Annotated in this window: 13 protein-coding genes and 3 pseudogenes; 7 read left to right on the top strand and 9 right to left on the bottom strand. The window is 35.4% G+C overall.

The window, feature by feature from the left end; translation table 11 throughout:
* Window positions 1-168: 168 nt before the first annotated feature.
* The 3 genes and pseudogenes from A9G40_RS15825 to A9G40_RS05985 form a co-directional block, all read right to left on the bottom strand.
* Entirely contained in the window at window positions 169-336 is a 168-nt protein-coding gene (locus A9G40_RS15825; RefSeq protein WP_081302164.1) for a transposase, read from the bottom strand.
* Window positions 337-662: 326 nt separating this feature from the next.
* A pseudogene (locus A9G40_RS05995) lies at window positions 663-1,812 on the bottom strand (IS3 family transposase).
* Window positions 1,808-1,942, bottom strand: a pseudogene (locus A9G40_RS05985) (transposase); the annotation flags it as partial. The pseudogenes A9G40_RS05985 and A9G40_RS05995, both read right to left, overlap by 5 nt.
* Before the next feature lie 83 nt (window positions 1,943-2,025).
* Between A9G40_RS05985 and A9G40_RS05980 the strand changes: the two are divergent.
* A complete protein-coding gene (locus tag A9G40_RS05980; protein ID WP_065582305.1) occupies window positions 2,026-2,799 on the top strand; it encodes a DUF6708 domain-containing protein in 774 nt (257 codons plus the stop codon).
* 99 nt (window positions 2,800-2,898) lie between these two features.
* Here the strand turns inward: A9G40_RS05980 and pgl are convergent, their stop codons facing one another.
* From pgl to A9G40_RS05960, 4 genes are all read right to left on the bottom strand, one after another.
* Complete coding sequence (pgl, locus tag A9G40_RS05975; RefSeq protein ID WP_065582304.1) at window positions 2,899-3,597, bottom strand: 6-phosphogluconolactonase; 699 nt, start codon at window positions 3,595-3,597, stop codon at window positions 2,899-2,901.
* A gap of 16 nt (window positions 3,598-3,613) precedes the next feature.
* Window positions 3,614-5,071 (bottom strand): glucose-6-phosphate dehydrogenase, encoded by a 1,458-nt coding sequence (gene zwf / locus A9G40_RS05970; protein ID WP_065582303.1) that lies wholly within the window; start codon window positions 5,069-5,071, stop codon window positions 3,614-3,616.
* 171 nt (window positions 5,072-5,242) lie between these two features.
* The gene (gene rplY / locus A9G40_RS05965; RefSeq protein WP_065582302.1) at window positions 5,243-5,527 is read right to left on the bottom strand and encodes a 50S ribosomal protein L25; all 285 of its coding nucleotides are present in this window, start codon (window positions 5,525-5,527) and stop codon (window positions 5,243-5,245) included.
* Between the two features lie 181 nt (window positions 5,528-5,708).
* Window positions 5,709-6,581: a D-hexose-6-phosphate mutarotase gene (locus A9G40_RS05960; protein WP_065582301.1), complete on the bottom strand. Its 873-nt coding sequence runs from the start codon at window positions 6,579-6,581 to the stop codon at window positions 5,709-5,711.
* A gap of 197 nt (window positions 6,582-6,778) precedes the next feature.
* On the opposite strand from A9G40_RS05960, the gene hemW reads away from it, so the two are divergent.
* On the top strand, window positions 6,779-7,906 hold the full coding sequence (gene hemW / locus A9G40_RS05955; RefSeq protein WP_065582300.1) for a radical SAM family heme chaperone HemW: 1,128 nt from the start codon (window positions 6,779-6,781) through the stop codon (window positions 7,904-7,906).
* A 245-nt stretch (window positions 7,907-8,151) separates the two neighbouring features.
* On the opposite strand, the gene A9G40_RS05950 is transcribed toward hemW, so the two are convergent.
* The gene (locus A9G40_RS05950; RefSeq protein WP_065582299.1) at window positions 8,152-9,120 is read right to left on the bottom strand and encodes a sugar kinase; all 969 of its coding nucleotides are present in this window, start codon (window positions 9,118-9,120) and stop codon (window positions 8,152-8,154) included.
* A gap of 2 nt (window positions 9,121-9,122) precedes the next feature.
* Window positions 9,123-9,950 (bottom strand): DeoR/GlpR family DNA-binding transcription regulator, encoded by an 828-nt coding sequence (locus tag A9G40_RS05945; RefSeq protein WP_065582298.1) that lies wholly within the window; start codon window positions 9,948-9,950, stop codon window positions 9,123-9,125.
* A 346-nt stretch (window positions 9,951-10,296) separates the two neighbouring features.
* Between A9G40_RS05945 and A9G40_RS05940 the strand changes: the two genes are divergently transcribed.
* The 5 genes and pseudogenes from A9G40_RS05940 to A9G40_RS05920 all read left to right on the top strand — a co-directional run.
* Entirely contained in the window at window positions 10,297-11,151 is an 855-nt protein-coding gene (locus A9G40_RS05940; RefSeq protein ID WP_065580736.1) for a tagatose bisphosphate family class II aldolase, read from the top strand.
* A gap of 13 nt (window positions 11,152-11,164) precedes the next feature.
* Window positions 11,165-12,085 (top strand): 1-phosphofructokinase family hexose kinase, encoded by a 921-nt coding sequence (locus A9G40_RS05935; RefSeq protein WP_065582297.1) that lies wholly within the window; start codon window positions 11,165-11,167, stop codon window positions 12,083-12,085.
* Window positions 12,086-12,095: 10 nt separating this feature from the next.
* On the top strand, window positions 12,096-13,508 hold the full coding sequence (locus tag A9G40_RS05930; RefSeq protein WP_065582296.1) for a PTS fructose transporter subunit IIC: 1,413 nt from the start codon (window positions 12,096-12,098) through the stop codon (window positions 13,506-13,508).
* Between the two features lie 69 nt (window positions 13,509-13,577).
* Complete coding sequence (locus A9G40_RS05925; protein WP_065567990.1) at window positions 13,578-14,018, top strand: PTS sugar transporter subunit IIA; 441 nt, start codon at window positions 13,578-13,580, stop codon at window positions 14,016-14,018.
* A gap of 1,070 nt (window positions 14,019-15,088) precedes the next feature.
* Window positions 15,089-15,340: pseudogene (locus A9G40_RS05920) on the top strand (transposase); the annotation flags it as partial.
* Window positions 15,341-15,430 lie beyond the last annotated feature (90 nt).

Here is a 15,430-nt window from a genome sequence, read left to right as displayed (position 1 = left end):
GGTCTGTGATAGCATTCAACACCGAAACAATCACCGAATCATCCTGTAACTTAGCTTGATAATAGTAAGCACAACGGCTTAAACCAACAATGGCACAACTCATAGCAATAGTAACTGAATGATTTTGTTGTAGTTGCTGTGCCCACGTTTTACGTGCCCCTGTTGGCACTAAAGCTTTTTTATGATTTCTTCCTGAAGCTGAGATTTTAAACTGAGCTCAGCAAACATCTGTTTAAGTTTACGGTTTTCCGCCTCCAGCTCCTTTAAACGTTTGATGTCTGAAATTTCCATACCACCGTATTTATCACGCCATTTATAGAAAGTTGAATTACCCATGCCCTATTTACGACAGAGTTCCTTGACAGGAATACCTGCTTCAGCTTCTTTTAAAATAGCGATGATTTGATGTTCAGTCATTTTTTTCATAATTAAATCCCCTTTACTTGTATCATAGAGAATTTTCTACTTTTTTGCTGTACTATTTTAGGGGATAGTTACAACTTATCTAGAGGTATTTAGGTCTAAATATAAGCCCAAATGCCTCAAAAAAGCACGGTTAAAAATTTAGTTTGAGTGAAGCTTTACCGTACAAAGGTCTCAATAAAAATCAAAGTGGTTTATACATATGGTAATTTATCAGTACCTTGATCCTCGCCAAAATATTAGACAGTGCCCGCCTCTATCATTTTTTCGTTTTGGTAATATTGTTGTTCATATTGTTCAGGTGATACCCAGCCATTAGCTGAATGACGACGTATCCGATTATAATAGATTTCAATATATTCAAATAGTGCTTTATTAGCCAGTTTCCTCGTTTTGTAGTAACAGTCATGAATAATATGTGTTTTGAGTGTATGAAAAAACTCTCAACAACCGCATTATCAAAGCAGTTTCCTCTTCGACTCATGCTTTGCCTGAGTCCATATTGTAACAATAACTGCTTGAAATCAGCACTGCAATATTGGCTTCCTTGGTCACTATGAATGAGTACATTTTTAGGAAAGTGACGCCGAAATAAGGCTTGTTTTAATGTATTACACACTAAATGATGGTCTATGTAGCGACTCGTTTGCCTAGCAATCACTTTTCGTCCATATAAATCGATAATCACCGACAAATATAACCAACCTTCACCCGTTTTAATATAAGTAATATCGGTTACCCATGTCGTATTTGGCTTATCAGGGTTAAATTGCCTATTTAACGTGTTGGGCGCAATATTGCGATGAGCCGTGTCTGTTTTATACTTGAATTTACGTGCTGCTTTACTCCGTAATCCCAATTGTTGCAAAACACGGCTAATTGTCCTTTCTGAAACTTGATAGCCCGCTTCCCTAGCATCATGAAGCAGGCTTGGCGCACCCAAACGGGCCTTATGTTGCCAATACTGCTTTTTAATATACTCGCTGAGTTTGGCTGATTTGTTTGCTCTTTTTAACCAAGCATAATAACCCGATGAACTGACACCAAGTAATGAGCATATCTTAGTAACGGGATAGCAGGTTAAATGATTTTTCATATAAGCGTACTTCACCGACTTGGATTGTTGATGAAGTACACATGCGCCTTTTTTAGTATATCATTGGCCATTTTCAGTTCTTTAATCTCTTTTTCTAACGCCATAATCCGCTGTTGCTCAGCCGTTAACTCTCGACGGCTGGTTTTATTCGGGGAAAGTTGCCTAATCCATTTATCTAGGGTTGATTTACCCACACCTAGATGGTTGGAAAGTTCGCTAATAGAAAGGTGTGCATGAGATAATGCATAATCAACTGATTGTTGTTTGAATTCGATACTAAATTTTTTAACCATGATATTTATCTCGCCATTTATAGAAAGTTGAATTTCCCATGCCATATTTACGGCAAAGTTCCTTGACAGGGATACCGGCCTCAGCTTCTTTTAAAATAGATACAATCTGATGTTCAGTCATTTTTTTCATGGTTAAATCCTCAGTGGATTAATAAAGAGAATTTTCTACTCTTTTGCTGTACTATTTTAAGGGGTAGTTACAATGTCTGTCGCTTGGAATTATTCACGCTTCGCCATATTCGGGTACGGTTTAATCGGGTAACACGGCAAGTGTATGTACAACGCCCTAAATATTGTGGCGGTACTGCAGTGTTTAAATGGGAACATATTATGCCCGCTAATTTTGGCGAGACTGGCTCGGATATGGGCGGTACTAATGTGGTTAACTTGTTTACTTTTCACCCTTATAAAACTGGCTTTCCCGTTGCACAGTCCGTGGGCGTAGGCAAAAACACTTATAATCCTCAAGATTATAAAGACGAGTGGGAATTTATCCGCCGTTATATGGAAGACGGTCCCCAAAACCTGCCTAAACCACGCCTAAGTACCCACTTACCCATGCCCTTTCACGGTGTTGAGGGACATATTAGCCCCATGATCCATCTGGCAAAAAATAACCCCAGTGTGATCATGATTTTAATGTTAATCCCCGTCTTTTTAATCTTATTGCCATTTTATACTATGGGTTACTTTATTTCGGAATGCCTATGCTGGCAACCTCGTTGGCCAAAAGTGATCAGGCAAGCCGGTAAACCCGGTAAACCCGGTAAACCTTTACCAAAAGAAACCACCCTATCGGATTACCCACCCGAAGTACAAAAGGCGATTTTAGATAATAGCCAAGAGTGGGGCGTGATTGATGACGAAACTGGCGAACTTATCGACTATGGTCAATTTAAAAGACCCAAGAAAAAAGCCAGCCGAAAAAGAAAAACAAAAGCAACAAAACAAGCAGAAAAGCCCATAAAAGAGAATTCAGAGGATTAATTGGTAAGATCAAAGCACTGCTGCTCCAGTGCTTTGGAAGCAAAATTTATCGTAAAAATTCATTACCGACGTAAGTTGGCAAACAAAACTGAAAAAAATTTAAGATGCAGTCCAAAAACCTGTGACATTCACTTTGTCCTGCTGCAAAACAGCTCGAATAGGCATTTGATTAACATTATGATCTTTTTCTGCTTGTTCTAATACATGCATTTTGCTTTCACCAACTAAATGTAGATAGATATTTTTGCTATTTAAAATAGTAGGTAACGTTAATGTAATACGATCAAGTGGTGCTGTTAATGGTGTCATTCCTACAACTTTTCGGCCTGATTTCATATCTAAACCGGTCGCTAAATTAGCTGCACCTGGAAATAATGAAGCGGTATGTCCATCTTCGCCCATACCTAAAACGATTACATCAAATGGCATCGGAATTTTATCTAACATTTTGTCAGTCATTTCTGCGCCATCAAATGGATTATCACAACTGTTTTTTAAGCCGACAAAATTAGCCAATTTTGCTTTGTTTTGTAATAAATGAGCCATTACGAGCTTTTCGTTACTGGCGTCATCAGTATTATCCACCCATCTATCATCAACCAACGTAATAAAAACTCTGTTCCACTCCATATCTTGTTGGCTGAGTAAAGCAAAAAGTGGAATTGGTGTTTTACCCCCTGAAACAGCAATAGAAGCATGGCCTTTTTGTTCAATCGCCTGTTTTAACTTATTGACTATATGTGAGGTTAAATCTTCAATCAATAACTGATTATTCTCATATTTATTTAACGTAAACATATTTTATTTTCCTTTATTAGAATTCGTGCCATGAATGCCCATCTTTAGTAATCAATGCAACTGATGCTACAGGTCCCCAAGTTCCGGCTTGGTAAGTTTTTGGCTGTTCATTGTCTAACTCCCACGCTCTAACAATTGAATCGACCCATTTCCATGCTGCCTCAACTTCATCACGATGAACAAATAATGCTTGGCGACCACGCATAACTTCAAGTAGTAAACGTTCATAGGCATCAGCACTTTGTTGATGAAAGGTTTCGCTAAAACTTAAATCAAGCTTAGTGGTTTGCAAATTGTGAGTGCTATCTAAACCTGGTACTTTATTTAGAATCTCAATATCCATACCTTCATCAGGTTGTAGACGAATAGTCAATTTATTTTGTGGTAATTCTGGATAAGATTCACTAAAAAGGTTAAGCGGTAACGGTTTGAAATAGACAACAACTTCAGAACATTTACTTGGTAAGCGTTTGCCTGTGCGTAAATAAAAAGGAACACCTGCCCAACGCCAGTTATCAATGTCAACGCGAATGGCAACAAATGTCTCGGTATTGCTTTTTTGATTAGCGCCATCTTCTTCTAAATAACCTGGGACATTAACGCCATTAACAAAGCCTGCTGTATATTGACCCCGAACTACTTTTTCACGAATATTCGTTTTATCAATTGGTCTAAGCGCATTAAGGACGGCTATTTTTTCATTACGTAAACTATCATCTTCAAGATTTGCTGGTGGTGACATTGCAATCATAGTTAAGATTTGTAATAAATGATTTTGCACCATGTCGCGCATTTGCCCTGCTTTGTCAAAATATCCCCAGCGGCCTTCAATACCAACTTGTTCAGCCACAGTAATTTCGACATGATCAATAGAATTACGATCCCAAAATGACGCAAACACCGTATTTGCAAAGCGTAAAGCTAATAGGTTTAATACAGATTCCTTACCTAAGTAGTGATCAATACGGTAAACTTGCGATTCATTAAAGAATTTAGCCACTGAATCATTAATTTCGCAAGATGATTTTAGATCGGTTCCAAGCGGTTTTTCCATTACAATTCTATTTTGTAATTGGTTTAATCCCGCAGCAGCTAAGCCTTGGCAAATAGTACCAAAAGCCCCTGGATGCATTGCAAAATAAAAAATAGCAGGGTTGTTTGAATCAAGTTTATTTTTCAGTGTTTCAAATCCAGCGCGATCATTAACATCTAGTTTATGAAAATTTAATCGTTGGCTGAATCGTTGCCAAATACTATCGTCTAATGGCTCTGGCATAAATGAGGTTAGGGCATCTTTTGCTACCTCACAATAAGCAGCGTGATCCCAATCAGCACGTCCTACACCTAAAATCTTGGTTTGTTCAGGTAGTTTTCCATATTTTTCTAATTGGTATAAAGAAGGTAGTAATTTACGTCTTGTCAAATCCCCTTTAGCACCAAAAATAACTAAATCGCAAGCTGGGATATCAGACATGGTTCTCTCCTACGATGGTATAATGTAATCATTCTATTATGTTGGGTAGTCAGTGTACAGGATAAATCATAACAATAGGCATTAGCCTTTATTGACTCGAAAACAAAAAGGTCACCATCACGGTGACCCTTTGTTTAAAACAAGTAATTGGATAATTTTCCAATCAATAAATTATGCGCGTAAAAAATCCATATGGACTAATTTTGGTTTAAACGCATGACGTTGTACTGCTTGTACTTTTACTTTTGTTGCTTTTCCGTCAACTTCAATAGTCAATACTTCAGAATAAAATTCTGGTTTTTCTTGCATATTAAAAATTTGGTTGTGATCAAGTACAACAGCGATTGCAGGTTCAGTACCGCCATAAATAATGGCTGGGAATTTACCAGCGTGACGCAGGCGGCGGCTCGCACCCTTACCATGCTCTTTTCTAACTTCAGCTTTAAATGTAAACATATTTATTTCTCTTAATGATTTAAAATAAAACCAATTACAGGCGACCCAGTAGTTGGCTATCAAACTTGCACTTTAATAAAGTGCCCAAGATTATAGAGTGTTATCCCAATAAACGCAATCAAATAATAATATTACAATCGAGCAAAACATTGATTGTGCTTATCGTGTATAGTGTGAATTTTTAAATCAATTCTATTTTAAAACCATAAGTCGATTTTTTATTTGGTGATAATTTCAATGGCGTTGTAATGCAACCAGATTCGACACAAACCATAGATTTATATTCGTCATCACCAAAGTCACTCATTGTTTTAGCTTTATTTACCCATGGATTCCATGTTACTACATCACTTACATTAGTATTAGTTAATCGAACTGTTCGAATGCCATTTGTGATAGTTATTTGATCACTAGCATTAGTATAAATACGATCAACCTCTTGGTTAAAAGTCAATTGCCCTATTTTTGCAGGTTTATTTTCAACGGCTAATCGATCTTGATAGGTTTCACCTAATCCTTTGACAACAACGTCTTCAATATTATTGATATCAAAATAAGTATGTAGTGCGCTAGTTACATCAAAATCACCAGAACAACTTAAAACAACTTCACAGGTGTTACCTAAATGAAGGTTTAATGATACAGTGAAAGGTTTGTTGCAATAAGGCGCTGTCTGTTGATTATTGACGAGAGATAGAATGAGATCGACACCATGCTCATCTTCAGTGCAAGAGTCTAAATTCCATTCAACAATACGAGCAAAACCGTGAGACGGCGTTCCTGATTGACCGAACCAAGGCCAGCAAACAGGTACACCACCGCGGATAGCCACGCCTTTTTTAAAGTTTGTTTTGTTGCTCAACCAAATAACAGGAGTTTGCTCATTAATTGGTTGCCAAAATAACAAGTGTGCACCTTGTAATGTTACCGCTGCACAACAAGTTTTATGGTTAATAACCAAAGTAGGGAGTTCGCCATAAGTTAATTGCTTAACCGATGAGCTTAGCGAGACCCCTGATAAGCTATTTTCTAAAATATCTTTATAAATATTCATACTTACTCCTAAATAACAAATTTTAACAATAGTTAATATCGAAAATTATTAATAATTGTACGCTTTTTAAGTTAATAATAAAAATACAATAGATGCCAAAAGCTTTTTTTACTTTTTTGAAGTAAAATGCCACACTATAAAAAATAGAACAACATACTGGTTATTGTTGTCAAAAAGTTTCAGGAAAGACAGCGTTTATGTATAAAATTCCAATGAGTTTGTATATTCATATGCCATGGTGCGTACAAAAATGTCCTTATTGTGATTTTAATTCGCATACGATAAAAAAAGCCCCCAATTATGAAGCTTATATAGAACATTTAATTAAAGATTTACAACATGATGCTGTTTTGTGCTCAAACCGCTTAATTCATTCGATCTTTATTGGTGGTGGCACTCCAAGTCTGTTTTCTGCTGAACTCATTGATAAATTATTATCAAATATAAATAAGATCATTCCCGTAGATAATGATGCTGAAATTACTATTGAAGCCAATCCAAATTCTATTGATATAGAAAGGTTTAATGGTTATCAACAAGCTGGTATCAATCGAATATCCATTGGTGTACAAAGCTTTCAAGCCGATAAGCTTGTAAAATTAGGGAGAATACATAATCCCAAAGAAGCATTCACAGCAGGAAAATTAGCCAAAACATTAAATTTAAGAAGTTTTAATTTAGATTTAATGCATGGGTTACCAAGTCAATGTATTGATGATGCTATATATGATTTAAAACAAGCTATTGCTATTGATCCACCTCATTTATCTTGGTATCAATTAACCATTGAACCCAATACATTATTTAGTTCAAAACCGCCTGTTTTACCAGATGACGATAAACTTTGGGAAATTTACCAACAAGGTCATCAATTATTAACTAAACACGGTTACCAGCAATATGAAACCTCTGCTTATGCTAAAAAAGGTTTTCAATGCGAACATAATTTAAATTATTGGCGGTTTGGGGACTATTTGGGGATTGGCTGTGGCGCCCATGGCAAATTAACCCAATCTGATGGTAAAATTATTCGTACAGTAAAAACTCGCCATCCAAAAGGTTATTTAGAAGGGCGTTATTTGGATAAATATTATGAAGTTCCAAAACAAGAGTTACCTTTTGAGTTTTTTATGAATCGATTTCGGCTATTTGAGCCAGTGCCAAAATACGAATTTGAACAACGGACTTATTTATCATTACAGATAGTTGATAAACAAATAACAATGGCCATTGAAAAAGGCTATTTAATTGAAGACGAACAAAACTGGCAAATAACTGAACATGGAAAACTATTTCTAAACTCATTATTAGAGTTCTTTTTATAGCTAAATTAAATATTAATTTCTGACAAAGGCAACTAGAGCCTATCTTTACGATTATTTAACGTAATAGGTACCAACTATTTAAGCAATCATTTGCATAACTTTACAGACATTTTTAAAAAATAAAGGCATAATGTATACCGACAATGCATTTATTTCATTGTTTTCCTATTCCTTATGTTTTCCCAATAACCTTGTTATTGGGATTTTTTTTGTCTATACTTTGATAACTTCATTGCTTTTAATTATTATTTAATAAAAGTGCGAGAAAGGAACTGCTTTAATTCAGGCAATGAAGATGTTCCTTCCATAGGACCTTTTTTAGATACAGCAAATGCACCGCTTGCATTTGCATATTGCAATGCTTTTTCGACTGAATAGCCTGCCAACATTAAACTAACAAACGTGGCACCAAAACAATCTCCTGCTCCTGTTGGGTCAACGGAGTTTACTGTGTACCCATCAACGTGATGCATTTGTAAATAACCTTGCTCGTCAAGCCCATAATAATTAGCGCCTTTACAACCGCCTTTTACCACAATGTGCTTAATCCCTTTTTTAAGCAACCTCATCATTATTTGTTGTTCACTTTCATCATTATTATTTGAAAAATAATTAACTTCGTTTTTACTGGGTAAAAATATATCGGTATATTCCATTATGTAATCAAAAGACTGCTCCATTTCTGGTATATCAAACATTTCTTTACGTAAGTTTGGATCGAATGAAATTGTCCCCCCTTTGTTTTTAATGATATCTAACGCTTTACGCATAGCATCAATCACACGAAAGGAATAAAGCGATGATCCCATTACATGCAAATGATTACAATCTTTTAATAAGCTTTCATTAACATGATTAAACGAAAGTAAACCACATGCACTATTTGGAATATTAAAAATAAAATCTCTTTCATTAGAATCTTTATAAGTGACAAAAGCACTACCAGTATTGGCTTTATGATGCATGGTGATACCGTCAATAATAACACCGTCATTTTTCAGCCGATTTATACACATCTTGCCAAATGCATCTTTACCAACACAACTAAAAAAGACAACTGAAAAACCTAATTTTGCAACTTGATCTGCAAATATTGCCGGAGCACCACTAACAAAAGGGCCAATAAACTCTCCTGTTTGATTGAAACGTTGATTTTGTTCCTTGGCTAAAAACTCAACCAGTAGCTCACCAATTGTGCAGATTTTGAAATGCATTATTATCTCTCCAGTATGTTTTGATAAGTCACACAATATTTATTTGAAATAAGTATCTCAAAATTGGCATCCAGAAGTTGCTGATGATACTCTGTTACAGCAGGTCTTGATAACACAACCATATCAAGATCAATGAGTTTTCCCAGATTATTATCATTATTATGAATCAGCCTTTGAGGTAAAATAGCGATATTGTGTGCGGCTTTTTTTATTATTTGTTGATAAGTTTTAACCTGTTCTAAATTTTCAATAATTAATTGATTACCTATATTGATGGCACTTATTTCGAGAATAAAATGCGATACAGGAAATTGATTTAATATAAGATTGATCATCTTGTTATCCTGTAAAAGATTACCCTCAAGTAAAACGCCACCAATAAGAATGACTTCGGCATCCGTAAATTCTTTCGCTAATTTTGCATTACTAATATCATTCATAATCAGTATTAATGATTTTTTGCAGTGTAAAAACGGAATCAATTTTCTTATTAAATTACCATGGCTTAAAAACAACGTATCACCATCATTAATATAACTTAAGCAAGTTTTGACTAATTCAATATCATGGCTATCATTAAAACTTTGTGTATAATTTTGTGTAATGGCACTTGTCTGACTTCCCCCTCCTTCCTGAGCAAGATAAATTGCTCCACCAAAAGAGCGTTTTAAATATCCTTGTTGCTCCAAGTAAGTTAAATCTTGACGAATAGTTACATTCGATACCTGAAGCAATTGTGATAATTCATCAACTTTAACTTCGCCTTGTTTACGAACAATTTCTGCAATTTGCAATCGTCGTTTTAATAGGGATGAAGATGCTCTAGCCAATTTTATTTCCTATACCGTAGATAAAATGAAGACTGGTGATAATAGAATTAATCCTATGCTTGGTCAATATTAAACTAGCGCATTACATTTTACCTTATAAATCATACCAATAATAATTTCTACGTCTTTTATCTAAGCACACTTCATATATACATGTTAACCATCAAAATGAAAATTTATAAATAATTTTTATTACGTTTTGAAAGTAATATTGATTTTTGTGATCTATCTCACGTGATTACCACTAGAATAACTTACAATTCGAAAGCATAATTATTAAAAATAAATTTCAAACCGAAAGTTAATTGCTCTATTAAGTCAAAATAAATTATTAAGGGAAAGTCATATGTCTATTATTTCAAGTCACAACATGTTAAAAAAAGCACAAACAGAACACTATGCAGTACCAGCCTTTAACATTCATAATCTAGAAACTATACAGGTCGTAGTTAAAACTGCCGCTGAATTGCAATCACCCGTTATTTTAGCAGGCACACCAGGCACATATAGTTATGCAGGAACAGAAAACATTATTGCTATTGCTCATGAGCTATCTAAAAAGCATAACATCCCTTTAGCTGTTCACTTAGATCATCATGAAGAATTTGATGATATAGCTTATAAAATTAATGCTGGTGTTCGATCTGTCATGATTGATGGTTCACATCTTCAATTTGAAGAAAATATTACCATTGTGAAACGTGTAGTAGATTATGCTCACCGTTATGATGTTAGTGTTGAAGCTGAATTAGGGCGTCTTGGTGGTGTTGAAGATGATTTAGCTGTGGATGCAAAAGATGCTTTATATACCAGTCCTAAACAAGCACTAGAATTTATACAAAAAACCCAAATTGACTCGCTAGCTATCGCCATTGGTACTGCACATGGTCTTTATAAATCAGAACCTAAACTGGATTTTGATCGCCTATCCGAAATTCGCTCAATCACTGATATTCCACTCGTGTTACATGGCGCTTCAGGTGTTCCTGATAAAGATGTTCGTGAATGTATTAAACGTGGAATTTGTAAAGTCAATGTTGCAACCGAATTAAAAATGGCATTTTCAAATGCCTTAAAACAATACTTTATTGAATATCCTGAGGCTAATGACCCTCGCCATTATATGAAACCAGCTAAAGCGGCAATGAAAGAAATTATCAAGAAAATTATTGCCACATGTGGTTGTGCCGGTAAGTTATAGAGGAATTAGGAAGATGATCTATACATTAACACTTAATACCGCAATTGATATGAATATTCGTTGCCAAGGGCTTAATCCTAATTATGTCAACCGCACATCGCATACTCAATATAGCCCAAATGGTAAAGCGGTCAATGTTTCAATTGTCCTGCACAAATTTCTAAAACCGACTTGTGCATTAGGTTTTTTTGGCGGATTTTCTGGAAAATATGTCGTTGATGAATTGACAAAAATGCAGATTGAAACAAAGCCTTGTTTTATTGATGATATAACACGTATCAATGTTTTTATTAATGATGGGCAAAATGAATATAAATTGGTGGGTAAAGGCCCTTTTGTTCCTGATAATAAAAAACAAGAATTGCTAGGATTAATAAAATCACTAAGCAGTAACTGTTATTTAGTTATTAGCGGTAGCCTACCAAATAACATTGAACCCGAATATTACCTATCTATTTTAACTCTATGTAAAGTCAAAAATATTCAAGTCATCCTCGATATTAGCCATCCAATATTAAGTGATTTACTCGCTTATAAACCTTTATTAATTAAACCCAATGATGATGAAATCAAAGAAATTTTTGGTTTTGAAACCCAAACGACATCGCAAATTATTACCGCACTAGAAAATATTCACGCACAAGGTGCACAAAATATTTTATTAACTATGGGGGCTAGAGGGCTCTATTTTTCGAATGGAACACACATTTGGTTTTGCAATGCTGTAAAGATCAAATTAATCAGCTCCGCTTGTGCTGGAGATGCGTCACTAGCAGCCTTTCTTAGTGAATGGTTGCCTGATAGGGAAAATATTGAAAGATCAATGAAAAAAGCATCGGCAACGGGGGCGAATGTTGCTGAATCAGATGGATTAGGTTTGCTAGATAAGATCTGTATTTATATGAATCAAATTGAAATTACCCAAATAAAATGAGGGAATAATTATGAAAAAAATATTAGCTATAACAGGTTGCCCAACCGGTATCGCTCATACTTATATGGCAGAAGAAGCTTTGAAATCCGCAGCTAAAAAAATAGGCGTTGAAATTAAAGTAGAAACCAATGGTGCAGGTGGGATAGATAATGCCATTACAGATGAGGATATAGCGAACGCTATCGGTGTTATTATCGCCGCTGATAAAGATGTCAATCCCGATCGTTTTAATGGCATGCCTGTTATTGAGGTTCCTGTAAAAGATGGTATTCATAAGGCTGTAATGCTTATTGAACAAATAATTTCAGGCAATGTGCCATTACGTAACGGAGCTACCAATAATACACAAAAATCGGTACCCTCAAATCAACAATCCGTGACAAAAGAGTCAATTGGTCGACAAATTTACAAACACCTAATGAGCGGTGTATCTAATATGCTGCCTTTTGTTGTCGCAGGTGGTGTATTAATCGCACTCTCATTTTTATGGGGGATTTACTCGGCCGATGAGACAAATGCACAATATAATCAATTTGCCGCATTGTTGATGAAAATAGGCGGGCAAGCATTTGGTATTATGGTACCCATCTTTACGGGTTTTATTGCTTACTCAATTGGAGGTAGGCCAGGGTTAGTGGCAGGTTTTGTTGGCGGGTTAATTGCCAATATTACAGGTGCAGGGTTCTTAGGTGGCATTATTGCAGGCTTTGCAGCAGGCTACTTAATGCTATATGTCAAAAAATGGTTAGATAGACTTCCTCGTTCATTTGAAGGGCTAAAATCTATTTTTATCATGCCGTTAATTGGTGTTTTTGTGATTGGTGCAGGCATGTTCTTATTAGGTGACCCAATTGCAGCAGTTAACCATGCAATGAAATCATTTCTTGAATCATTACAATCAGCTAATCCTGTTTTACTTGGCATAGTCATTGGTGCTATGTGTTCTTTTGACTTTGGAGGTCCAGTAAATAAAGCCGCCTATGTAACAGGGACTATGCTACTAGGCGAAGGTAATTTTTACTTTATGGCTGGAGTTTCAGCCGCATGTATTGTGCCACCTTTTGTCATTGCTTTCTCAACAACGATATTTCGTGGAAAAGCATTTACTGAGGAAGAGCGTGCAGCTGGAATTGTAAACTATATTTTAGGTGCTACACATATCACTGAAGGTGCGATTCCTTTTGCGGCTAAAGATCCATTACGAGTCATTCCTGTCATGATGTTATCGTCCGCCATCGCATCGGTATTGACTTTTTTAAGCCACATTCAAGTTCCCGCACCACATGGTGGTTTTCTTGTACTTCCATTGGTAAATAAGCCTTTTCTATGGGTAGCTTGTATTTTTACTGGCGCGCTTGTCGGAGCCATATTATTAGGCTTAATTCGAATTCACCAAAATAGACAATTAACAATTAAAAATTAACAATACGATATAATCAACTAATTGATATACCGATAATTTTTCGGTATATCAAAACCACAAGGACAATAAATGAGCGATTTAAAACTTACTATCGATGATATTAGAATTATAAGCGGGTGTTATTCTAAACAAGATGCCATTCAATCAGTATCAGAAGCGATGATAAAAGCAGGTCTAGTAAAAGATGATTATACACAAGCCATGTTTGATCGAGATACCCAAATCTCCACATTTTTAGGTAATGGTATTGCCATTCCTCATGGAACGACTGATAAGCGTGATAGTGTCATCAAAACAGGCTTAAAAATAATTTACTATCCAAAAGGGGTACTCTGGGATCAAGATGATAACATAGCTTATGTTGTTATTGGCATCGCAGCGAAAGCTAATGAACATCTCGATATTTTACGACAGTTAACAAAAGCTGTAATTGCTGAAGATACACTCGATCGCATTAAAACGATTAAAACCGCTGAAAATCTATTAGAAATACTACAAGGTAGTTGCTAAAAGATTTATTTTATTTCATGTCAAAATATCGTTTCAATACAATAAGGTTGAACTTGATTTTCATCCCCAAAACCGACAAATACTACCTCTATGATATAAATAAAAATCATAGAGGAACCTATTATGCTACAGCATTTAACACCATTTCCAACAACAGGTGGTGGAGTATACCTTATCTAAAGTTCCTCTCTCATTAGCTGAAAATAGCTAACTATTTGGGTGTTAGGTGCACGTTTAGTTGCGCTAAACTTGATGTATGATATAAGGAAAAAGTGCTATGATGTAGCAGAAAGAACGGCAAATCGAATATGATAAAAATTATTCAGAAAAACCATTGATTTTATTAAAGTTTTTATTTAGCGAAATAATAGTAAATAATAACGTTACTCCTTTTGCGACAAGGTTATCTTATGATGCACTGCCCCATACATAAAATAGACTGCTTAATCCTGATAAACCCTATCAAATCGGAGGTAACTGATATCACTTTATCAAACTCAGCCAAGGTGGGTTATGCCTTGTCGTAATGATTGATTTATTGGATTGAAAAGTGATTGGTCGGCAAATAAGTTCATAGCGGTAACGATTATAGTGTAGTCCTGCTGATATAGCAAAAACAGCCTTTGGGTAGACTAAAAAGTTATTGTGTTTTTTATAATAATTGTTCAGAAAAAGTATTGATTTTATTTGATTTTTTAAGTGGTGTAAAATGATAGAGTAAAAAGGGCAATCCTTGCTGTTTTAATGCAAGGATTTGATATAAGCACGGTTGTTTATTTGTCGTCAATTATTCTATTTTAAGGTAGCCTGCGTCTAGGTTTTTCTGGCTCTGGCGTGGTTAATTTCCATGATATTAATAATCCCAATTGTCCAAGAAAATAATTGATATTATCAAGTTCATTCTCGGGAACCTGCTATAACCACAATTTATCGCTTAATTTTTCAAGCGTACCATGGCTTGTATTACTTAATATCCAATCTTTCAGCGTGGTGTTCTTGTAACTATCCCCTAAAATAGTACAGCAAAAAAGTAGAAAATTCTCTATGATAAAAGTAAAAGAGATTCAATTATGAAAAAAATGACTGAACATCAAATCGTCGCTATTTTGAAAGAAGCTGAAGCGGGTATTCCCGTTAAAGAACTGTGCCGTAAATATGGCATGGGTAATTCAACTTTCTATAAATGGCGAGAAAAATACGGCGGAATGGAAACATCGGATATTAAACGCTTAAAAGAGCTAGAAGCGGAAAACCGCAAGCTTAAGCAGATGTTTGCCGAACTGAGCTTAAAATCTCAGCTTCAGGAAGATATCATAAAAAAGCTTTAGTGCCAACAGGGGCACGTAAAACGTGGGCACAGCAACTACAACAAAATCATTCAGTTACTATTGCTATGAGTTGTGCCATTGTTG

This window comes from Gilliamella sp. Nev3-1 (assembly GCF_001690435.1).
GTDB classification, from domain to species: domain Bacteria; phylum Pseudomonadota; class Gammaproteobacteria; order Enterobacterales; family Orbaceae; genus Gilliamella; species Gilliamella apicola_C.
Note: the sequence above shows the minus strand (reverse complement) of the source record. Positions and strands in the feature narration are given on the sequence as shown.